This is a genomic window from Streptococcus wuxiensis (assembly GCF_040888245.1).
Classification (GTDB): Bacteria; Bacillota; Bacilli; order Lactobacillales; family Streptococcaceae; genus Streptococcus; species Streptococcus wuxiensis.
Window position 1 is genome coordinate 54,781 of sequence record NZ_JBFNFE010000006.1, and the last position, 22,814, is coordinate 77,594.

The 22,814-nt window shown below is 40.5% G+C and carries 18 protein-coding genes; 3 read left to right on the forward strand and 15 right to left on the reverse strand.

Features of this window, described 5'->3' with window-relative positions; translation table 11 throughout:
* On the reverse strand, positions 1-1,431 hold the full coding sequence (locus tag AB2B47_RS07360) for a hypothetical protein (protein WP_320693977.1): 1,431 nt from the start codon (positions 1,429-1,431) through the stop codon (positions 1-3).
* 145 nt (positions 1,432-1,576) lie between these two features.
* Here AB2B47_RS07360 and AB2B47_RS07365 point away from each other — a divergent pair, with 145 nt between their 5' ends.
* Positions 1,577-2,827, forward strand: a complete 1,251-nt coding sequence (locus tag AB2B47_RS07365; RefSeq protein ID WP_320693978.1) for a cation diffusion facilitator family transporter — start codon at positions 1,577-1,579, stop codon at positions 2,825-2,827.
* Between the two features lie 122 nt (positions 2,828-2,949).
* Here AB2B47_RS07365 and scrK read toward each other — a convergent pair whose 3' ends face one another.
* Together scrK and AB2B47_RS07375 are read right to left on the reverse strand one after the other, a co-directional pair.
* Positions 2,950-3,837: a fructokinase ScrK gene (gene scrK, locus AB2B47_RS07370; RefSeq protein WP_320693979.1), complete on the reverse strand. Its 888-nt coding sequence runs from the start codon at positions 3,835-3,837 to the stop codon at positions 2,950-2,952.
* A 140-nt stretch (positions 3,838-3,977) separates the two neighbouring features.
* Positions 3,978-5,873 (reverse strand): sucrose-specific PTS transporter subunit IIBC, encoded by a 1,896-nt coding sequence (locus AB2B47_RS07375; protein ID WP_320693980.1) that lies wholly within the window; start codon positions 5,871-5,873, stop codon positions 3,978-3,980.
* 365 nt (positions 5,874-6,238) lie between these two features.
* Here AB2B47_RS07375 and AB2B47_RS07380 point away from each other — a divergent pair, with 365 nt between their 5' ends.
* Together AB2B47_RS07380 and AB2B47_RS07385 are read left to right on the forward strand one after the other, a co-directional pair.
* Positions 6,239-7,693 (forward strand): sucrose-6-phosphate hydrolase, encoded by a 1,455-nt coding sequence (locus AB2B47_RS07380; RefSeq protein ID WP_320693981.1) that lies wholly within the window; start codon positions 6,239-6,241, stop codon positions 7,691-7,693.
* Positions 7,674-8,639, forward strand: a complete 966-nt coding sequence (locus tag AB2B47_RS07385; RefSeq protein WP_320693982.1) for a LacI family DNA-binding transcriptional regulator — start codon at positions 7,674-7,676, stop codon at positions 8,637-8,639. Before AB2B47_RS07380 ends, AB2B47_RS07385 begins: the two co-directional genes overlap by 20 nt.
* Before the next feature lie 36 nt (positions 8,640-8,675).
* Here AB2B47_RS07385 and AB2B47_RS07390 read toward each other — a convergent pair whose 3' ends face one another.
* The 12 genes from AB2B47_RS07390 to AB2B47_RS07445 all read right to left on the reverse strand — a co-directional run bounded on the left by AB2B47_RS07390 (position 8,676) and on the right by AB2B47_RS07445 (position 22,657).
* Positions 8,676-9,950 (reverse strand): hydroxymethylglutaryl-CoA reductase, degradative, encoded by a 1,275-nt coding sequence (locus AB2B47_RS07390; protein ID WP_320693983.1) that lies wholly within the window; start codon positions 9,948-9,950, stop codon positions 8,676-8,678.
* Positions 9,950-11,122: a hydroxymethylglutaryl-CoA synthase gene (locus AB2B47_RS07395; protein WP_320693984.1), complete on the reverse strand. Its 1,173-nt coding sequence runs from the start codon at positions 11,120-11,122 to the stop codon at positions 9,950-9,952. The genes AB2B47_RS07390 and AB2B47_RS07395 overlap by 1 nt, the downstream gene beginning before the upstream one ends.
* Positions 11,123-11,284: 162 nt before the next feature.
* Positions 11,285-11,734, reverse strand: a complete 450-nt coding sequence (locus tag AB2B47_RS07400; RefSeq protein ID WP_320693985.1) for a threonine/serine exporter family protein — start codon at positions 11,732-11,734, stop codon at positions 11,285-11,287.
* A gap of 1 nt (position 11,735) precedes the next feature.
* Entirely contained in the window at positions 11,736-12,494 is a 759-nt protein-coding gene (locus AB2B47_RS07405; protein ID WP_320693986.1) for a threonine/serine exporter family protein, read from the reverse strand.
* Between the two features lie 86 nt (positions 12,495-12,580).
* Positions 12,581-14,458, reverse strand: coding sequence for a Stk1 family PASTA domain-containing Ser/Thr kinase (gene pknB, locus AB2B47_RS07410; protein WP_320693987.1), 1,878 nt, complete (start codon positions 14,456-14,458; stop codon positions 12,581-12,583).
* Positions 14,455-15,192, reverse strand: a complete 738-nt coding sequence (locus tag AB2B47_RS07415; RefSeq protein WP_045615317.1) for a Stp1/IreP family PP2C-type Ser/Thr phosphatase — start codon at positions 15,190-15,192, stop codon at positions 14,455-14,457. The genes pknB and AB2B47_RS07415 overlap by 4 nt, the downstream gene beginning before the upstream one ends.
* Before the next feature lie 15 nt (positions 15,193-15,207).
* On the reverse strand, positions 15,208-16,521 hold the full coding sequence (rsmB, locus tag AB2B47_RS07420; RefSeq protein ID WP_320693988.1) for a 16S rRNA (cytosine(967)-C(5))-methyltransferase RsmB: 1,314 nt from the start codon (positions 16,519-16,521) through the stop codon (positions 15,208-15,210).
* A complete protein-coding gene (gene fmt / locus AB2B47_RS07425; protein ID WP_320693989.1) occupies positions 16,514-17,449 on the reverse strand; it encodes a methionyl-tRNA formyltransferase in 936 nt (311 codons plus the stop codon). The genes rsmB and fmt overlap by 8 nt, the downstream gene beginning before the upstream one ends.
* 11 nt (positions 17,450-17,460) lie before the next feature.
* On the reverse strand, positions 17,461-19,857 hold the full coding sequence (locus AB2B47_RS07430; protein WP_320693990.1) for a primosomal protein N': 2,397 nt from the start codon (positions 19,855-19,857) through the stop codon (positions 17,461-17,463).
* Positions 19,858-19,941: 84 nt separating this feature from the next.
* Positions 19,942-20,256, reverse strand: a complete 315-nt coding sequence (gene rpoZ / locus AB2B47_RS07435; RefSeq protein WP_006152731.1) for a DNA-directed RNA polymerase subunit omega — start codon at positions 20,254-20,256, stop codon at positions 19,942-19,944.
* Positions 20,257-20,280: 24 nt separating this feature from the next.
* A complete protein-coding gene (gmk, locus tag AB2B47_RS07440; RefSeq protein ID WP_320693991.1) occupies positions 20,281-20,907 on the reverse strand; it encodes a guanylate kinase in 627 nt (208 codons plus the stop codon).
* Positions 20,908-21,043: 136 nt separating this feature from the next.
* Positions 21,044-22,657, reverse strand: coding sequence for a ribonuclease Y (locus AB2B47_RS07445; RefSeq protein ID WP_006152689.1), 1,614 nt, complete (start codon positions 22,655-22,657; stop codon positions 21,044-21,046).
* Positions 22,658-22,814 lie beyond the last annotated feature (157 nt).

Genomic DNA, 22,814 nt, shown 5'->3' on the forward strand with positions numbered 1-22,814 from the left:
TTAACTTCCTATTTTTCTATAAATCATAGATGTTTCAATCTGTTTTTCTAACTTATAATTACTACGTACATATTCTTTTATAAAAGAATCTGTCAATTTCCCATAATCCCATTCAGTATCAAAAACAATATAAAGTGGAGGATTTTCAGTAATGGATTTTTTGAAATCTTCGATTAATATTTTATCGTTGGTTACAGCTGGAATAAAGAAAAATTTAGTACTGGATAACCGTTCACTATATAAATAGATTGTTCCATTTTGACGATGAGTATAAATTCTATCTCCCTCTTGAGAATTACTTTTTATATAGCTTGCAACACTTTGTTGTAAATAAGATGAATTTCTATCTCTTGTTTTTATGCTTTCCCTTACATAATTAATGTTCGCCAGATATATGACACACAAACCTAATAATAATAATGTAAATTTCTTTATAGTAAAATTTTTAAATAAGTTAAACATATAAGAAATATACGGTACTAATAGTGGAATAATTACAAGAATATAATGTCCATAACTACGTTTCGAAATAAGAGCTAGTAACAAACATAATAAGAAGGCGACATGGTATAGAATTGATTTATATTTAAACTTTTCCCATAATAGAAAAGATGATATGAGAATCATTAAATTTAAACTTAATGAATTAGATTGAGATAAATACCATTTAAATATTTCTTTTATCGATCCATTATTAGATTCTGTAGTGTATATAAAATTAATTCCTATCGATTGATATAACATCTCAAAAAAAATACCTTTATAAATTAAATAAATAAATAAAGGAATCGTAAAAATTAACACTCCAATGAAAAATCTAACAATTGTACTAATCAAATCTTTATACCTTTTCAAGGTAACATAATGAACTATTATATAAAGACCAAAAATAAGCCAGATCCCAATCATATTTGCTTTCGTAAAAAATACAATTGCAAAACATAAACCCGCTAATATAATCTCATAATTTTTGATATTATTTTTAATGAAGAATTTTAAAAACACATATAAAGAGTAAGAAATTAAAGGAAGAATATACCCTTCTAAACTCCAACCACCATCAAAAAAATGTTCATAGACCAAAAAAATTAAAAATAAAACTAATATCGATTGTTTATTTCCCGTAAATAACTTTGAAGTCAAAAAGCTAATTACAAAAAAGAAAAAAGTACAAAACAAATACAGAAGCTTTATGCCTAATGACCCACCAATTAAATAACCTAAATAATTCAAAATAAAAATCACAGGGCCTTTATGATCAAATAAATTAGCATACATTAATTCTCCATTATTCATTGCATATCCAAAATATTCAAAAATACTTGCATCTGAAAATGGAATACCTTTTTTCACACTAGTTACCATAGTTAGCCAAACCAATACGGTAAAAAATAAAGATATTAATCCTGTAAATAAATAATTCTTTTTCATTTATTCCTCCCATTATCTAAATAATTCTACCACATTTACTTATGAAAAACCAGTTTAATGTAAAAATTCAAACTTTCCTCCATTTGAATTTTCCTTGGAAAACCAGTATAATGAAAGAATACTAAAATGCTAGAAGGGAAGTTAGATGAATCAATCGGTTTCAAACTTAAAATTAGCTGAGCGTGGTGCTATTATCAGCATTTTGACCTATCTATTCTTGTCTGCAGCTAAGCTAGCAACCGGACACCTGCTCCATTCATCAAGTTTGGTGGCAGATGGTTTTAACAACGTTTCAGATATCGTCGGAAACGTGGCCCTCCTCATCGGGATTCGTTTGGCTCGCCAACCGGCAGATAGAGACCATCGCTTCGGTCATTGGAAAATAGAGGACTTGGCAAGTCTCATCACTTCCATCATCATGTTTTACGTTGGTTTTGATGTTCTACGGGATACCATTCAAAAGATACTCAGCCGTGAGCAAACGGTCATTGATCCACTTGGGGCGACTCTGGGAGTCATCTCTGCCATCATCATGTTTGCCGTTTATCTCTACAATACCCATCTGAGCAAACAGTCTAAGTCCAAGGCCCTTAAGGCTGCAGCCAAGGATAATTTGTCAGATGCAGTGACTTCTCTTGGAACATCTATTGCTATTCTAGCCAGCAGCTTCAATTATCCAATCGTGGATAAGTTGGTCGCCATTATCATTACCTTCTTTATCCTTAAAACTGCTTATGATATCTTTATCGAGTCATCCTTCAGCCTTTCTGACGGTTTTGACGAACACTTGCTAGAAGATTATCAAAAGGCTATCATGGAAATTCCTAAAATTAGCAAGGTCAAATCTCAACGCGGTCGTACTTACGGAAGCAATATTTATCTAGACATTACTCTGGAAATGAACCCAGACCTGTCTGTTTTTGAAAGTCATGAAATTGCGGACCAGGTTGAATCAATGTTATCAGAACGCTTTGGTGTTTTTGACACAGACATTCATATCGAACCAGCACCAATCCCTGAAGATGAAATCCTAGATAATGTCTATAAAAAATTGCTCATGAGAGAGCAACTGATTGACCAAGGAAATCAACTGGAAGAGTTACTTGCAGAAGACTTCATTTATATCCGCCAGGACGGCCAAGAACTGGACAAGGATGCCTATAAGGCTGAAAAAGAACTGACATCTGCCATTAAAGAGCTTCATCTAACCTCGATCAGTCAGAAAACAAAACTCATCCGCTATCAAGTCGGTGACACCATTCACACCAGTATCTGGCGCCGCCACGAAACTTGGCAAAATATTTTCCATCAGGAAACGAAAATAGAAAAAGAGAGTGGGACAGAAATCGGTAAGTCGTTAGAATTCGATTTCGTCGTCCCACCTCCGCGCAGTTGAGTAGGGCTGTAAAAGCTGATGACATCAGCGTAGTAGAGCCCACTCAACCACTGCGTCTTGCTCGACACTCCAACATCAAAAAGAGGCTAGGACTTTTTGTCCCAGCCTCTAATTTTTTATTCTTATTTTGCAACGCTCTTAGCAAGAACGAAGTTTCCTAGTGTAGCTGAACCATTGCCAGCAACAGCTGGAGTCACGATATAGTCACGTACATCTGGAACTGGTAGGTAGCCATTGAGTAGGGCTGTGAATTTCTCACGTACACGGTCAAGCATATGTTGTTGAGCCATAACCCCACCACCAAAGACGATGACATCTGGACGGAAAGTTACAGTCGCATTCACTGCGGCTTGAGCAATGTAGTAGGCTTGAACATCCCAGACAGAGTTATTCAGTTCAATGTTTTCCCCACGAACACCTGTACGAGCTTCCAAACTTGGACCAGCTGCATAACCTTCCAAACATCCATTATGGAAAGGACAAACACCATTAAATTCTTTTTCAATATCCATTGGGTGTCTAGCCACATAATAGTGACCCATTTCAGGGTGACCAACACCACCGATAAACTCACCACGTTGGATAACACCAGCTCCGATACCTGTACCGATTGTGTAGTAAACTAAGTTTTCGATACGACCGCCAGCATTGTTACGAGCAACTACTTCACCGTATGCAGAACTGTTTACGTCTGTTGTGAAATACATTGGCACATTTAGAGCACGACGAAGGGCACCGAGCAAGTCTACATTTCCCCAGTTAGGTTTTGGAGTTGTTGTGATAAACCCGTAAGTTTTTGAGTTTTTATCAATATCGATTGGACCAAATGAACCAATGGCAAGTCCTGCAAGGTTCTCAAATTTTGAAAAGAACTCGATCGTTTTATCGATTGTCTCGATAGGTGTTGTTGTAGGAAATTGTACCTTTTCTACAACGTTATAGTTTTCATCTCCGACAGCACAGACAAATTTTGTACCGCCCGCTTCCAAGCTTCCGTATAGTTTTGTCATGATTAACCTCTTGTATTTATTTTCTTTATTATAGCATATTTCCAGACTGAAAATTGCTCAATATTTTAGATTTTCCTCTGTAAATTTTACCATTCAAGCAAAAACGAACAAACATGACATTTGTTCGTTTTTTTGTTTTATTAAGCTTTAACTTCGATGATTGCGTCACCCTTAGCAACTGATCCAGAAGCAACTGGATTTACTGAAGCAAAGTCTGCAGTGTTTGTTACGATAACCATAGTTGTGTTATCCAGACCTGCAGCAGCAATCTTAGCTGAGTCAAAGGTTCCAAGAACATCTCCAGCTTTAACCTTGTCACCTTGAGCAACTTTATGGTTGAAGCCTTCACCGTTCATTGAAACAGTGTCGATACCAACGTGAATTAAGATTTCAGCACCGTTAGCTGTTCTCAATCCATAAGCATGGCCAGTTGGGAAGACGATTGTTACTTCAGCATCAGCTGGTGCATAGACAACATCTTGACTAGGTTTCACGGCGATTCCTTGTCCCATAGCTCCGCTTGAGAATACTGGGTCATTCACATTTGAAAGAGCAACAACGTCACCAACGATTGGTGTTTGAATAACACCTTCGCTCGGTGCAACAACAGCACCAGTAACTGCTTCTTCAGTCAAACGATCTGTTTCAGCTTCAGTAATAGCACCTGCAGCTTCTTCTACTTCATCTTCGTAACCAAACATGTAAGTAAGAGCAAAACCAAGTGCAAATGATACAGCTACCATAAGAAGGTATTGTAGAAGTTGTCCATTACCAATGTAAAGCATTGTACCTGGGATGACTGTGATACCATTACCAGTACCAGCAAGTCCTAGGATTGAAGCAAGTCCACCACCGACTGCACCAGCAATCAATGAAAGGAAGAAAGGCTTACGGAAACGCAAGTTAACCCCGAAGATAGCAGGCTCAGTAATACCTAGGAAGGCAGAAAGAGCAGCTGGGAAAGCAAGAGTTTTAAGTTTAGGATTTTTAGTTTTCACACCAACGGCAACAGTTGCAGCACCTTGAGCAGTCATAGCTGCAGTAATGATAGCGTTGAATGGGTTAGCGTGGTCAGCAGCAAGCAATTGAACTTCAAGCAAGTTGAAGATGTGGTGAACACCTGATACGACGATTAATTGGTGAACTCCACCAATCAAGAAACCACCAAGTCCGAATGGCAAGTTAAGAATAGCTTTTGTTCCAATGAGAATGTAGTTTTCAACAACGTGAAAGACTGGTCCGATAACAAACAATCCAAGGATTGACATTACAAGGAGTGTTACAAACGGTGTTACCAAGAGGTCAAGTACATCTGGAACAACCTTACGAACTGCTTTTTCAAACTTAGCTCCGACAACCCCGATGATGAAGGCTGGAAGAACTGAACCTTGCAAACCTACAACTGGGATAAATCCGAAGAACTGCATTGCAGTTACTTCACCACCAGACGCAACAGCCCAGGCATTTGGAAGTGAATCAGAAACGAGCATCATACCAAGAACGATACCAACGGCTGGGTTACCACCGAATACACGGAAGGTTGACCAAACAACCAATCCTGGCAAGATAATAAAGGCAGTGTCTGTCAAGATCTGAGTATAAGTTGTCACATCTTGTGGAAGTGTCATTCCAAGAGCAGTCAAGAGACCACGAACACCCATGAAGAGACCAGTTGCTACGATAACTGGAATGATTGGAACGAAGACGTCACCGAAAGTACGGATGGCACGTTGGAACCAATTTCCTTGTTTTGCAGCTTCTGCTTTCATATCTTCTTTAGAAGATGTTGGCAACCCAAGAGCTACGACTTCATCGTACATCTTGTTTACTGTACCAGTACCAAAGATGATTTGGTATTGACCTGAGTTAAAGAAAGCACCTTGAACTTTTTCCAAGTTCTCGATAGCATCCTTATTGATTTTCGCTTCATCTTTTACCATAACACGGAGGCGAGTCGCACAGTGAGCTACACTGTTGACGTTCTCACGTCCACCCAAGGCTTCGATGACTTTTTTTGCAATTTCTGTATTGGTCATTTGCAAAAATCTCCTTATAAAAAAATTTGTTCTTGTTTGAAAGCGATTTTACTCGCCCTACGAGTATTATTTTATCATCTTTCAAAAATATGTCAAGCGTTTTGCAGAAAAAGTTTTTTGATTGCTAAAATTTTTGATAGTTTTTGCTACTTTCTTAATAAAATTCTCTCAAAATCGCCTATCTCTACATGTTTTTATGTGAATATTTTCAAAAACTTTCATATTTTCATTGATTTTCATAAAAATAGGTTTCTAATTATCTGTCAATCGTTTGACATTTTTTTCTTAACTTCGATATAAAAGACTTGCTTTTTTATAAGGAAACGTTTACTATAAAGATAGTAGAATTTATGGAGGGAATATAAATGGAATGGACTACCGAGCGTCGTTATAGACGCTATGAAGATTGGACACAAGAAGAAAGAAAAGAACTCCAAGAAAAGATGGCGCAATCACCATGGCATGTCAGCTATCACATTGAACCAAAGGAAGGACTCCTTAACGATCCGAACGGTTTTTCTTACTTTGATGGCAAGTGGGTTGTCTTTTACCAAAACTTCCCCTTTGGTGCAGCTCATGGATTGAAATCTTGGGTTCAGCTTGAAAGTGACGACTTGGTTCACTTTACTGAAACAGGTGTAAAAATCTTACCTGATACTCCACTTGATAGCCACGGCGCTTACTCTGGATCTGCTATGCAGTTTGGTGATCAATTGTTCCTATTCTATACAGGAAATGTCCGTGATGAAAATTGGGTGCGTCACCCTTATCAGATTGGTGCCTTAATGGATAAGGACGGCAAGATTGAAAAGATTGATAAGGTCTTGATTGATCAACCAGCTGATGCTACCGACCACTTCCGCGATCCACAGATTTTTAACTTTAAAGGACAATACTACGCAATCGTTGGTGGACAAGACTTGGAGAAAAAAGGATTCGTCCGTCTCTACAAAGCAGTCGATAATGATTATACAAACTGGCAAGAAGTTGGTGATTTGGACTTCAACAATGACCGCACTGCCTATATGATGGAGTGCCCAAATCTTGTCTTTGTCGGAGAACAACCTGTCCTTCTCTACTGCCCACAAGGTTTGGATAAAAAAGTTCTTGAATATGACAATATTTATCCAAATATGTATAAAATTGGTGCTTCCTTCGACCCTGAAAATGCTCGTTTGGTAGATGTGTCTGAACTACACAATCTAGACTATGGTTTCGAAGCCTATGCTACTCAAGCTTTTAACGCTCCGGATGGACGTGCTCTCGCTGTTAGTTGGCTTGGTTTGCCAGATGTGTCTTATCCATCTGACCGTTTTGACCATCAAGGAACTTTTTCATTGGTAAAAGAACTTACCATTAAAGATGGCAAACTCTATCAGTACCCTGTAGAAGCCATCAAGTACCTTCGAGCTTCAAAAGAGGAATTTTCAAATCGTTCTGAAACTAAGAATAGCTACGAACTTGAGCTGAACTTAGAGGCTAATAGCCAAAGTGAAATCATCCTTCTTGCTGATAAAGACGGAAAGGGGCTATCTATCAATTTCGACCTTGTCAATGGCCAAGTAACCGTTGATCGTAGTCAAGCAGGTGAGCAATACGCTCAAGAATTTGGAACTACTCGCTCATGTCCTATTGACAAGCAAGCAACTACTGTCAATATCTTCATCGACAACTCAGTCTTTGAAATTTTCATCAATAAAGGAGAAAAAGTATTTTCTGGTCGTGTCTTCCCACATGAGAACCAAAATGGAATTCTCATTAAATCTGGAAACCCAACTGGAACTTACTACGAATTAGAATATGGTCGCAAAACTGACTGATGTCGCAAAATTGGCTGGTGTCAGCCCTACTACTGTTTCACGTGTCATCAATAAAAAAGGCTATCTATCTGAAAAAACCATCCAAAAGGTCAATGAGGCCATGCGAGAGTTGGGCTATAAACCTAACAACCTTGCTCGTAGCCTCCAAGGGAAATCAGCCAAGTTAATCGGTTTGATTTTCCCAAAAATTAGCCATGTTTTCTATGCTGAATTGATTGACAAATTGGAACACGAACTCTTCAAAAAAGGCTACAAGACCATCATCTGCAATAGTGAGCACGATTCGGAAAAAGAACGTGAGTATCTTGAAATGCTAGAAGCCAACCAAGTGGATGGAATCATCTCTGGTAGTCATAACTTGGGAATTGAAGACTACAATCGCGTAACGGCTCCAATCATCTCTTTTGACCGTAACCTGTCTCCAGATATCCCTGTCGTTTCTTCTGACAACTATGCTGGTGGTGTCCTAGCCGCTCAGACCTTGGCTAAAACTGGAGCCAAATCTGTTATTATGATTACAGGTAATGATAACTCCAACTCACCAACTGGACTTCGTCATGCTGGTTTTGCTTCAATCTTGCCAAAGGCTCCTATTATCAATGTTTCCAGTGACTTTTCACCCCTTCGTAAGGAAATGGAAATTAAAAATATCCTGACCAAACAAAAACCAGATGCGATTTTCGCCTCTGATGATTTGACTGCTATTTTGGTTATTAAGATTGCCCAGGAGCTTGGAATCTCTGTACCTGATAAACTCAAAGTGATCGGCTATGACGGAACTTATTTCATTGAAAATTTCTATCCTCACCTTACTACCATTAAACAACCCTTGGAAGAAATTGCTCGCCTGACAGTTGATTTACTACTTCAAAAAATCGAGGGGAAAGAAGTTGCTACGACTGGTTATTTCTTACCAGTTAGTCTCTTACCAGGTAAAAGTATTTAAACAAAAAACTCAGACTAGTTTCGTCTGAGTTTTTTCTTATGATCTTAAGTTTTTCAAAAGAGTTTGGGCTTTTTCTAAATTAAAAGTTTTTTCAGCAATCAAGCTTTCTACCAACTTAGGCACTTCAGCCTCTGTGGCTCCTGCAAGGAGGGCCAGTGACTTCGCTTGAAGTTTCATGTGTCCATGCTGAATTCCTGTGCTGACAAGAGCTTTAAGAGCTGCAAAATTTTGTGCAAGACCAATTGACACGGTAATTTGGGCCAATTCCTTAGCTGATGGATGACCTAGCAACTCATGGCTGAGGACTACACGAGGATTAAGACCAATTGATCCACCTTTGGTCGCAACCGGCATCGGCATAGTCATCTCTCCGATTAGCTCTTCTGTTTCCAAATCCATAGTCCAACGACTGAGACCTCGATAAGCACCATCATGACTCGCATAGGCATGCGCTCCTGCTTCGATGGCACGCCAATCATTTCCTGTCGCAATCAAGAGAGCATCGATTCCGTTGAAGATTCCTTTATTATGGGTGGTTGCTCGATAAGGATCTGCTTGAGCAAAGTGGCTGGCTAAAACCATTTTTTCAGCTAGTTCACGCGCTTCATCCTTCTGGCGACTCAAATAACGAAAGGCAATCCGACAAGTTGCAGTTACTAGAGAGTCTGTTGCGTAGTTGGATAAAATGCCCATTAAACTTTGCCCTTGACTTAGAGCCTCTAAGCTAGGTTTTAAAGCTTCAAGCATGGTATTGAGCATATTGGCTCCCATGGCTTCCTGAGTATCCACGTGGAGATAAACTACTAAAAAGTCAGCCTCACCAGAAATTTTCTCAACTTTTAGCTCTCTCGCTCCACCACCACGTTTGACAATAGATGGATAGGCTTGGTTTGCTTGTTCGAGTAGCTCTGCTTTCTGACTCAAAATAGCCTGACATGCTTTATCCCTATCTGGAACCTGATAAAGAGCTACCTGACCAATCATTTGGCGTTGATGAACCTGAGCAGTAAAACCACCCGCACGTTTGATAATCTTACTAGCAAAACTAGCTGCAGCAACGACGGATGGCTCTTCGGTCACATAAGGAACGGTGTATTCTTGACCGTTTACCAGTACTTCTGGCACCACTGAGTATGGAAGTGAGAAGGTTCCTACTACATTTTCACTCAGTTGATCCGCAATTTCTAGACTGAGATTTTCATTCCGGTCTAAACTTTCCTGCGCCTCTATAGAAGTAAGCGCCTGAGACTTCACTAGCTCTAGGCGCTCTTGGGCTGATTTTTTAGCAAATCCATTCCAATTTTTTTTCATTATTTTTCAACCTTGCTGTAGCGACGTTGGTGTTCTACAATCTCAACCAGAGCATAGTCTTGTCCTTCATAACCTGACATGGTTGCAGAACCTGTCTCATCCAAGTTTGTTTCCTCAAAAAAGATTCGTTCATAATCAGCTACGCTCAATGCTTGACGCTGGTCTAGCAATTCTAAGCGATTTTTCTGCAATTGCTGTTCATAGCCTTCAACCAATTCCACACTGAAGAACTCAGATACAGCACCACTTCCGTAGCTATAGAGAGCAAGCTTGTCCCCTGCTTTTAGACTATCAGAATTTTCAAGAAGAGACAAGAGTCCTAAAAAGAGTGAACCCGTATAGATATTCCCAACCTTTTGGCTGTAAATAATGGACTCATCAAAGTGTTTTTGAAGTAAATCCTTTTTCTCTTGAGGTAGAGATTTATCGAGAATTTTTTTCAATCCCTTAAGAGCTAGCTTAGGATATGGCAAATGGAAACAAATAGCTTCAAAATCATTCAAGTCGCAATCATAACGCTTTTGGTACTCTTCCCAAGTCGTTTTTAAGCTATCCAAATACTGCTGTGTTGAGTAGACTCCATTTACAAATGGTGTCGTTGAATAATTTGGACGCCAAAAGTCCATGATATCACGAGTCTGCGCAACGTTATCGTTGTTGAAGACCATAACACGTGGATTTTGACTAATCAACATGGCAACACAACCTGCTCCTTGAGTTGGTTCCCCAGGAGTTTCGACACCATATTTTGCAATATCACTAGCAAGTACCAAGACTTTTGATTTTGGAGAATTTTCTACGTGTAACTTAGCATAGTGAAGGGCCGCAGTTGCACCATAGCAAGCTTCTTTGATTTCAAAACTACGAGCAAAAGGTTGAATTCCAAGTAGACCGTGTACAAAAACCGCAGCCGCCTTACTTTGATCGACTCCAGATTCTGTCGCTACGATAACCATATCAATCTCTTGCTTCTCTTCTTCAGTCAGGATAGAATCTCCTGCACTGGCAGCCAAGGTAACAATATCCTCTGTTAAAGGAGCAATACTCAATTCTTTTAAAAGGAGTCCTTTACTCAATTTTTCAGGATCAGTCCCTCGAGCTTCTGCTAAATCTTGTAATTTCAAAACGTATTGACTGGTCGCAAAACCAATCTTATCAATACCGATTTTCATATTTACCTCTATTTTTATCATTCATTATAAAAATTCGTTCACCTCTATTTTATCATAATTGAGGTCAAATGAGCGAAAAAAGACTTGATTCCCCAAATCAAGTTCATTTCCATCGTCCTATCCATGTTCTTTCAGCCACTCTACCAACGAAAAAATCGAGTTTTAGCTAGCTCGATTCTTTTTGAGATAATAATACAACTTGAGTATGACTGTCCCACTTGCCATTCCTATTGAAATAACAAGGGCCAACATCATCACCAACATTGCACTGGCAATGGCGTTTCTATAGTCGCCTGTCACAAAAAATGAAGTCGTTCGATAAGATAGATACCCTGGTACCAGCGGAGCCAAGATGGCCAAAGCAAACACAACGGCTGGTGTTTTGTAGAGAATACTCATAATCTGGCTGATACAAGAACCAATTACAGCGGCAATAAAGGTCGCCAAAATAACATTGGTTGGCTCCTTGAGTATTAGATAGAGCAGCCAGATTGACATTCCCAAAACTCCACCAGGAATGAGCATAGAACGTTGGACGTTTAAAACGATTAAAAAAGTGATAATAGCTAGCAGACTAGCTAGAGCCTGCAATAAAAATGTTGTTAGAGTCATATTAGTTCATGAGTAAGAGGGCGACAGAGGTGCCTGCCCCTAAGGCAAGGGTAACCAGCAAGGATTCAAACATCTTGCTCATACCAGAGTTAATGTGATTGGTCATAATATCTCTAACAGCATTGGTCAGAGCAATTCCCGGTACAAACGGCATGACCGCACCTGCAATGACCAAATCGGCTGTCGAAGGAAAGCCAGAATAGCGCGCCCAAAATTGTGCAATCAAACCAAAAACAAGAGCACCTGTAAAAGCTGTCATAAAGGGAATACGGATAAATTTTTCTACGTAAAGAGAACAGGTGAAAGCAAATATGGTTGCCACTCCTGCACCAATGGCATCGTAGACATTCCCCCCGAACATGATCGAGAAGAAGGGAGCACTAAGGGTCGCTGCAGCAGTTAGCTGAACATTGGTGTAGGGAGATGCCTTCGCATTTAATTGCTTGAGTTGAATAAAGGCTGTCTCCAAATCAAGCCGCCCTGATACAAGCTGCCGTGAAATCTGATTGACATCACACACCTTCTCAATATTATAAGCAGAGGAGGTTACTCGTTTCATTCGAGAGATATTTGTATTTTCAATGGAGAAAAAAATAGCTGCAGGCATGGCCAAAACATTACAATCCATGATGCCTTGTGAATGAGCAATTCGAATCATGGTGTCTTCGACACGATGGATTTCAGATCCATTGCGAAGCAGAATTGTTCCTGCTAACATAATGACATCAATGACTGCATTCAGTTTTTTTGATTCGTCCATGTTCCCCTCCTTTTTAAACTCTTTTTATTTTATCATAAATTTTAAGGAAAAAAAATCTTTGTCACAAAAACTGTGACAAAGATTGATTAGTTCTCACCATTATGGTTCTCTGAAGGAACATTAGATGATGGAGCTGTAGTAGTCTGTGGTTCTCTAATCTGTGGTGTTGTCTCTCCACGATATGGATTTCCTTGTGAAGGATTTGTTGTCGTTGTTGTTGTTTTCGGTTTGTAGATAGAAATTTTGATACGAGTTGTATTCAAATCTACACCTTCACCTGGTTTTGGACTTTGACTAACCACAGTATCCTCAACAGTCCCTTCTGGTGCTGTAGAAACCTCTACTACTTCAATATTCGCCTCTTTAACACCGACTATCTGAATCAAGTTATTCTTGGTAAATTCAAGGCTTGATCCAATATAACTTGGCATAGGAACGCTAGTTACCTTCTTGGCTACTGTCAAGGTAATCTCTGTCGCCTTACTAAGATCATAAGTGGTTCCTTCTGGTAGACTCTGTCTCATAACAAGTCCTGCCTCTGTTTCACTTGATTCTTCTTCTACAACCTTGATGAGATTTTCAGGAACTTTTTTCCCTTTCAACTCTGCAATGACGTCTGTAGAATTGCGTCCAATATAATTTCCAATCTTAAATGATTGCTGACCTGAAGAGATAATGAGATTGACTTTAATACCTTCTTTACGAGACGAACCAGCATCTGGATCCGTTCGAATCACTCGGCCTTCTTCTACCGTATCACTAGCTTCAGACTTTTCCTCGCCAATTTCAAAATTAGCTTTTTTAAGTTTTTCCTTAGCTTCTGCTACAGTTTGTCCAGCAACATTTGGAATTTCAACAGTTGCTGGTGTTTTGGATACTATCCAAAAGAGAGAAGCCAAAACAAGTATAAAGCTAGCCAAAAGCACCAAATACCTCGCTTTAAAACGACGTTTCTTGACTGGTTTTGCAACAGTTTCTTTACTAGTTGCCTTTTGAGTCGGCTTTTGGTTCTGAGGACTTTCTTCCTTTGGTTGCACTTTAGGAATCGCTGTTAAAGTAGATTGTGAAATTTTCGGTAAGGTTTTTGTGTCAACTTTACTTGTATCTTCAAATACCAGCTTTGGTTCATTTCGACGGTTATAAGAAAGACTGCTCAATAAGTCAACATACATCTCTGAGACAGTTTGATAACGGTCTGTCAACTTTTTAGCTGTCGCTTTTATAACTACGTTTTCCAAGGATTGTGGCACTGATGGGTTTTCTGCAATGACCGAAGGAAGTGGTTTTTGGAAATGCTGAAGTGCAATCGTAACAGCACTATCTCCATCATATGGAATATGACCCGTCAACATTTCAAAGAAAATAATTCCCATTGCATAAATATCACTCTGTATGGTCGCCTTAGAACCACGCGCCTGCTCAGGTGATAGATAGTGAACAGAACCCAACATGGAGTTGGTCTGTGTCAAACTGGTTTCTGCAAAGGCCACTGCAATCCCAAAGTCAGTAACTTTTGCGGTTCCATCAGGAGTCAAGAGTATATTTTGAGGTTTTAAATCACGGTGAATAATCCCCTTTGCATGCGCCAAACGCATAGCCAAGAGAATTTGCCCCATGATACGAACAGCTTCCTCGTTTGATAGAGGGTGGTGTTCTTTAATATAACGTTTGAGGTCAAGCCCAGCTACATATTCCATAGCTAGATATTGTTGACCGTCTTCTTCACCGATATCCGTAATTCGAACGATATGAGGATGATCTAGGTCCGCCATCGCACGTGCTTCACGCTGAAAACGTGCAACAGCGATTGGATCCGTTTGGTAGTTGGTCCTCAGGACCTTCACCGCTACCTCTTCCCCATCTAAAATCAAATCTTTGGCCAGGTAGACATCTGCCATCCCGCCACGGCCAATTTGTTTGATAATCCGATATCGTCCGGCAAATATCTTGCCGATCTGGATCATTCTGATTCCTCCTCAATCGCAATCAAGGCAACAGTAATGTTATCAAGCCCTCCGGCATTGTTTGCAAAACGTACTAAGGTTGCCGCCTTGTCTTCAAGTGAAATATCACTTGTCACGATGTCATAGATTTCACTTCCTGAAATCATATTCGTGAGACCATCACTGTTCATAACGATATAGTCACCAGGTTCCAAGCTTACAATTCCTAAATCAGGTTGAATCTCATCTTTTTGTCCAATAGACTGGGTAATGATATTTTTTTGTGGATGCGCTTCAGCTTCTTCAGGTGTTAATTGACCTGCCTTGAGTAACTCATTGACTAATGAATGATCACTCGTTAATTGGTGGTACTCTTCTCCACGAACCAAGCCGATACGAGAATCACCAATATGAGCATAGATGGCTTGGTTATCAATGATTGCAAGGGCTTCTAGAGTTGTACCCATTCCCTTATATGCTTCATCTCGGCCTAATTGGTAAATCTTTTGATTTTCAATCTCTAGATGTTCTGCAAACCATTCACGAACTTCATTAACGGTATCAATCTGAGTATCTACCCAGGCAACACCTAAGTCCGTAACTGCCATCTCACTGGCAATATTACCCGCTCGATGTCCTCCCATCCCGTCAGCCAAGATAATCATCGTACGACCGGCACGGTTGACAAAAAGATTGACATAGTCTTGATTATTTGTACGTTTCTGACCCACATCTGTTAATAATGAAATCTCCATTGTGTCAGTTCCTTCCTAATTGGATACCTTCCGAAATTGGCTGATAAAGAATCCATCACTTCCATATAATTCAGGAGTAATGAGGATGCAACCATCTTTCAGGATATCCTTGCATTCGTGTTCTAGTTTAACCTGCTCGAACTCGGGATGACTTTCTAAAAATGCTTGAACAACTTGAAAGTTCTCCTCAGAGACAATAGTGCAGGTACTATAAGTTATTATACCACCTTTACGTAGCGTTTGACAAACACTACCTAATATTTCCAGCTGAATTTCCTGTAATGACGCGAAATCAGCAGTGTCTTTGTTGTATTTGATATCTGGTTTCCGACGCAAAAGTCCAATCCCTGAGCAAGGGGCGTCGACTAGAATTTTATCAAATTGATCCTTGTCAAAAAACTCATGCACTTTTCTAGCATCCAGTTTTTGTGTTTGTACACGGTCAGCTACGCCTAATCGCTCAGCATTCTCTTGAATCAACGTGAGTTTATGGTCGTAGAGATCCAATGCAGTCACCTGACCCGTCGTCAGATAAGAGGCCATATGGGCTGTTTTCCCACCTGGTGCTGCACAAGCATCCAAAACCTGCTCGTCTCCTTGCAGATCTAGTGTCGGAGCCACCAACTGACTAGACTCATCTTGGATAGTAATAGCCCCTTCAGCAAACAAGTCATGACCAGCAAAATGCCCCTGCTCTTTGACCAGACCAGAAGCTGATAAAGCAGAATCACTTGCATCAATCAGAGCTTTAATTTCCTCTTTTCGGCTCAAATCTGTCACCCGGATACTGGCTTTATTACGTTTTAATAGACTTTCAAAAATCGCTTGCGCTCGCTCTTCTCCATACTCTTCCTTGAGCTTAGAAACTAACCACACTGGCAAAGAGTAGGCGATAGAATCACGCTTGTTCTTACGCTTGATACTGGCAATATCTGGCAAGCTCTCACGCAAGATACGGCGAAGGACTGCATTGACCAGTTTTTCGCTACCTTTTTTACGAAGTTTTGCAATTTCTACCGCTTCATTGACCACTGCATGATCAGGAAGCTTATCCAAATATTGGAGTTGATAGACGCTCATGAGAAGCAAAACATAGAGCCAGCTGTCTAGCTTGTCTCTATCCTCAATAAAGTGAGACAAATACCATTCTAAAGTTAGTTTACGAGCTACGGTTCCATAAACAAGCTCTGTCACCAAACCTTTGTCAGTTGCTGACAGTTGACTTCCCTTGAGGTGTTTATTTAAGGCGATATTGGAGTAGGCTTGATTGACAAAGACATCCTCTAGCACCTTTAAGGCTAAGTTTCTAGCCGTTTCTACTTTAGTCACCAAATCGTTCTCCTACAGCCAAACTTCGTCCAACACCGTTGAGGAAGGAAGCAATGTCCATTTTAGGTTTTCCTGCTGGTTGAACCTGTTTGAGAGATAGAGCTCCTTCTGCTGTCGCGACAATCAATTCTTTCTTACCGATGGAAATAATCTCACCCGGATTCCCCTTCCCTTCTACAGGCAAGGCTTCATAGATTTTGAAGCGTTCTCCCTTGAGGAAGGTATGAGCAACTGGCCATGGATTCATCCCACGGATTTGATTAAAGAGTTGACGGTTGGTCTTGTTCCAGTCCAATTTTTCTTCCTCTGGTTTGATATTAGGTGAGAAAGTTACTTGGCTTGGATCTTGCGGTTGAGTCTGAATCTCGCCAGCTATATAAGCAGGTAGAGTATCCAAAAGCAAATCACGCCCAACAATGGCCAATTTTTCGAACAAAGTTCCAACATTATCCTCATCAGTAATGGGAATACTGCGACGAGAAATCATGTCCCCTGCATCCATTTCCTTGACCATTTCCATAATGGTTACTCCTGCTTCTTCATCACCTTGAATCAAGGCATAATGGATAGGAGCTCCACCACGGTGCTTTGGAAGAAGCGAAGCATGAACATTGACTGCAAAATCCATGCTATCAAGGAGTTTACTTGGGAGAAATTGTCCAAAAGCTGCTGTTACAATCCCATCAGCTCCCAAATTCATGATGGCTTCCATTTCTGGACTACCCGATAATTTTTCAGGTTGGTAAATAGGAAGTCCTGCCTCTTTGGCTGCTTGTTTGACAGGGGTTTCTTGGATGACTTTTTTACGGCCGACAGCCCGGTCTGGCTGAGTCACAACCGCTACAATCTCGTAGCGGTCATCTGACAAAAGCCCCTTTAAAACAGTTGCTGAAAAATTGGGAGTTCCCATAAAGATTAGTTTTGTCATCTTTTCTCCTTCTATAAAAATTGTTGCGGTTCGTTGTCAATACTGAGACGAAGTTCGCTATTTTCACGTTCTTGAGTTAGGGCTAAGACCTGATTAAGGGTAGAAGCCAACTCATCTTCTAAACGGTATTTAATCAAAATTTGGTAATGATAGAGGTTATGAGTGCGAGCGATAGGTTTTGGTGTTGGTCCAAGGATGATACAAGCATCCGATAAACCTGACCTCAAAATTTCCATGACTTGATAAGCACGTCTAAGAACCTCTTCTTCTTTTTTATGAGATAAGGTGATTCCAATAGTAAAATAATAAGGTGGATAACCCAACTGACGTCTGATACCCATTTCATAGGCATAGAAACCTTCGTAGTCCTGATCCTTGGCGAACCGAATGGCATAATGATTAGGATTATAGGACTGAATCAAGACCTGACCTGCCTTTTCAGCGCGACCGGCACGGCCTGCTACCTGGGTCAAGAGTTGGAAAGTCCTCTCAGAAGAACGAAAATCAGGCAGGTTCAAGGCTGTATCCGCATTGAGAACACCAACCAAGGTCACATTTGGAAAATCTAATCCCTTGGCAATCATCTGGGTTCCTAGCAATATGTCCGCTTCACCATTGCCAAATTGTTCAAGTAAAGCTTGGTGACTACCCTTTTTACGAGTTGTATCCACATCCATGCGTAGAATGCGTGCCTCTGGAAAGAGTTCCGCTAGCTCATCATAAGCCTTCTGTGTCCCCGTTCCATAATAGCGAATGCTACGACTCTGACAGTTTGGACAGACATGTGGAATTTTCTTCGTAAAACCACAATAATGACAGTTCATAGTCTTAGTATCCATATGCAGCGTCAAGGAAATATCGCAGTTTGGACAGGTATCAACAGTCCCACATTCTCGGCACATGACAAAGCTAGAATAACCACGACGATTGAGCATGAGAACAACCTGCTCTTTTTTATCCAATCGATCTTGAATTGCCTCAATCAGTGGTGGTGTAAAGTTTGATGTTTCATTCTGCCCGATGTAATCACGAAAGTCAATGAGTTGAACTTCAGGAATGCTTGCTAAAGGATTGGCCCGTTGAGTTAGACGTAGATGTTGATAAACACCCTTACCAGCACGCGCACGGCTTTCTAGACTTGGTGTTGCAGAACCAAGAACTAGGGCAGCTTGATTGTACTGAGCTCGTAAAAGAGCCACATCCCTAGCATGGTATCGAGGATTGCTATCTTGCTTATAGCTAGCCTCGTGCTCTTCATCGATAATAATAACGCCTAGATTTTTCAAAGGTGCAAAAATAGCTGAGCGAGCCCCAACAACTACCTGAGCATCTCCACGCTCCACCTTGCGCCACTCATCATACTTTTCACCATTGGACAAGCCTGAGTGGAGAATGGCTACTTTATCGCCAAAACGAGCAATAAAGCGCTCAGTCATTTGAGGTGTCAGAGAGATCTCTGGTACAAGAACAATCGCTGTTTTCCCCATATCCAAGGCACCTTGGATAATCTGCAGGTAAACCTCGGTTTTCCCACTTCCTGTGATTCCTTGAAGGAGAAAGGGAGGGTGTTGCTTCCCAATCGCTCCAACAACCGCCTCACAGGCTAGTTTTTGCTCTGGGTTTAACTCTAAGGCTTGATTTGACTCGATTCCTTCAAAGTAGGTAGCTGAACGTTGAACTTCCTTTTGAAGAATCGTCAAAGCACCCTGTTCCACAAAGAAGTTGACTTGTTCCCGTGAGTAATGTTCTAACAAAGCAGCCAAAGGGGTACTTTCTGGATGTGCTACTAAATAATCTCGCAGTTCCAATTTCTTCTTGGCGCGGTTTGAGATTTCTAGCTTTTCTAATTTGTCAAGATTCACTTGAATCCAAGACTGTGTTTTGACCTTCTTCTGGTCTATAGCCTGATACTCTAACTTCAAAAGCCCTTTGCGAGTCAATCGCATCATCTCAGCCTGCTTTTCTAAGTCAAGCGATGAAAAGGCTAGAGATTCTTGCGAACCGAATAAGCGCTCCTTGTCCTCCTGACTCAAGCCTTCCAGAGGATAGAGAATCTTATCATAGCTAGAGTTCAAAAATCCAGGAAGCATGGCTTTAAGAATCGAAATTTTGTATGAAAAGACTGACTTACGTAGTTCTTCGGCCAACCAGAGTTGTTCCTCCGTTAAGACTGGAGAAAAATCAAGTACTTCGACAATCTCTTTCAAATCCTCGTCCGCCACTTCCTCATCGGACTCTTGTTCAAATCCTAGAACAATCCCCTGAATCAAGCGATTGCCCTTCCCAAAAGGTACATGAACCCGCATGCCAACTTCCAGCATATCTACAAATTCCTCAGGGACCTTGTAACTATATGGTTGGTCTGTCTGCATCAAGGGAACATCCACAATGATTTTTGCAATAACCATATCCTCACCTCCTTCTCTACTTAAATCGTTTCAATTGATTGAGTATTCTTGCAATAGAAAAAATAAGATTGAGTCCCCCCAACCTTAAATTTTTTCACCTTCTTCTTTTTCTTTCGCAATTTGCTCTTTGATTTTCTTTTCTTCCTCTTCTCTCAATCGTCTTTCTTCTTCGATACGACGACGAACAGCTTCGCGTTTTCCTTCTGGATCTGGATGGATGGTTACATTCCCAGATTCAATTTCTTCCAAAGCACGAAGAGTTGATTTTTCAGATTTGAATTCTTGTGTTGGAGGTGCTCCTGCTTCTAATTCATGAGCACGTTTTGCTTCCAAAATTACGAGTGAATATTTTGATGGCACCTTGTCAAGCAAGGTATCAATAGAGGGTTTAAGCATCATTTGTTTGTACCTGTTTTCTATAGTTTATCGAATAGTCGGAGACTTTGGTAGCATATCCTGATAGTGACCGATAACACGATCTACACGGAAATGTTCAGCTTCAATCACACGTTTCACACGTTCTGCAGCAAGAGGAACATGATCATTGACAATGGCGTAGTCGTACTCACGCATCAAAGCAATTTCTTCTTTGGCTTTTTCGATACGTTGGACAATCACTTCTGCGCTATCCGTACCACGACCAACCAGACGGTCTTGTAATTCTTCTAAATCTGGCGGTGTCAAAAAGATAAAGACTGCATCTGGAACTTTTTTCTTGACCTGAAGAGCTCCCTGCACTTCAATTTCAAGGAAGACATCAATACCCTTATCAAGTGTTTCATTGACATAAGTTAGAGGAGTTCCATAGTAGTTTCCTACATACTCTGCATACTCTAACATTTGTCCTTGACGGATCAATTCTTCAAATTCTTCACGCGTACGGAAGAAATAGTCAACTCCGTCTACTTCACCTGGACGTTGAGCCCGTGTTGTCATAGATACAGAATATTGGAATTGATTTTCAGAACTCTCAAAAATTTCTCGTCTAACCGTTCCTTTTCCAACTCCAGAAGGACCTGAAAAAACGATTAGTAAGCCACGGTCTGCCATGATGTCTCCTTTGGATAGTTTGTGAAATGCCTTGGAAATTCATTAAGAATTCTCTTTGTGAAGGCATTTCTGCTTACTACAATCTTTCTATCTAGTGTAACAAAAAAGCAGTAATTTTTCAACTGCTCTTTCTTATTTATTTTGCATAATCAACTGCACGAAGTTCACGAATCACGGTTACCTTGATATTTCCTGGGTAATCGAGGTTGCTTTCGATTTTCTCACGAACTTTGTGAGCTAAGATTGTGACCTTATCGTCCTTGATTTGACCTGGATTTACCATGATTCGGATTTCACGACCTGCTTGAAGGGCAAAGCTATTTTGAACTCCTTCAAAGCTATTAGCGATTTCTTCTAAATCATGGAGACGTTTGATGTAGCTTTCAAGCGATTCGCTACGAGCTCCTGGACGGGCTGCGCTTAAGGCGTCCGCTGCAGCAACGAGAACTGCAATCACACTTTCAGGCTCTACATCTCCGTGGTGACTAGCAATCGTGTTAATCACGACTGGATGCTCTTTGTACTTGCGAGCCAATTCAGTACCAATCTCAACGTGGCTACCTTCTACTTCTCGGTCAATGGCTTTACCGATATCGTGAAGGAATCCTGCACGACGGGCAAGGGCTGCATTTTCACCAAGTTCGCTAGCCATGATACCAGCCAACTTAGCCACTTCGATTGAGTGTCGCAAGACATTTTGTCCGTACGAAGTACGGAACTGTAAGCGACCCATGATCTTCATCAAGTCTGGGTGAAGGTTAGGTGCACCGATTTCATAGGCTGCTGCTTCACCATATTCACGAATACGGTTATCAATTTCTTGACGGTTTTTTTCAACTAACTCTTCGATACGAGCTGGGTGAATACGTCCATCCTTGAGCAAGGTTTCCATCGTCATACGGGCAATCTCACGGCGGATAGGATCAAAACCTGACAAGGTTACCACTTCTGGCGTATCATCAATGATGACATCAACCCCTGTCAAACTTTCAAAAGTACGGATGTTACGCCCTTCACGACCAATGATACGACCTTTCATAGTATCATCAGGCAGATGAACTGTCGAGTTGGTAGACTCAGCTACATACTCACCAGCAATTCTCTGCATCGCTTGGGACAGGATATCCTTAGCAAGCTTATCAGAACGTTCCTTAACTTCTTGCTCCGCCTCACGAATGCGACTAGCAATTTCCTTGGTCAAGTCTTCTTCTGTTTGGGCTAAGATAATGTCTTTTGCCTCTGATTGTGTCAAACTTCCGACACGCTCTAGTTCAGCTTGCTTTTGCTTTTCAATTTCCTCTAGTTGCTCTTCACGTGCATCAAGGTTTTTTGCTCTATCAGAAATACTTTGTTCTTTTTGTTCAAGTGTTTTTTCTTTGTTCGTCAAATTATCGTCTTTACGGTCAAGGCTCGTAGCTCTCTCCGTCAAACGACTTTCGATTTGCTTGAGTTCTTGACGCTCCGACTTAAATTCAGCGTCCACTTCTTCGCGGTATTTTCTGGCTTCTTCTTTAGCCTCCAATAGTGCTTCTTTTTTAAGGGATTTGCTTTCGCTTTTAGCTTCATTGATTAATAAATCCGCTTCGCGCTCAGCTTGTCCTCGTAAATTAGTTGCTTCTTGTTCAGCATTTAAAAGCATCAACTCTGCAGCCTCTTGTGATGATTTCATCTTGACTGAGATGCTGACATATCCAATGACTAAACCAATGATGACGGCAAAAACAACTATAACAATTGTCATAATTTCCATGTTTTTACCTCAATTTATTTGTTTATCTGAATGACATACATTCTTATACATTTTACCACAAAAAAATATTTTTAACAAACCTTAAATGGAAGTTGTTTTAGTTATTTTTAGGAGCAATATCTTCATTTTCCTTAGCAAAATAAGCTTCTTAAACCTA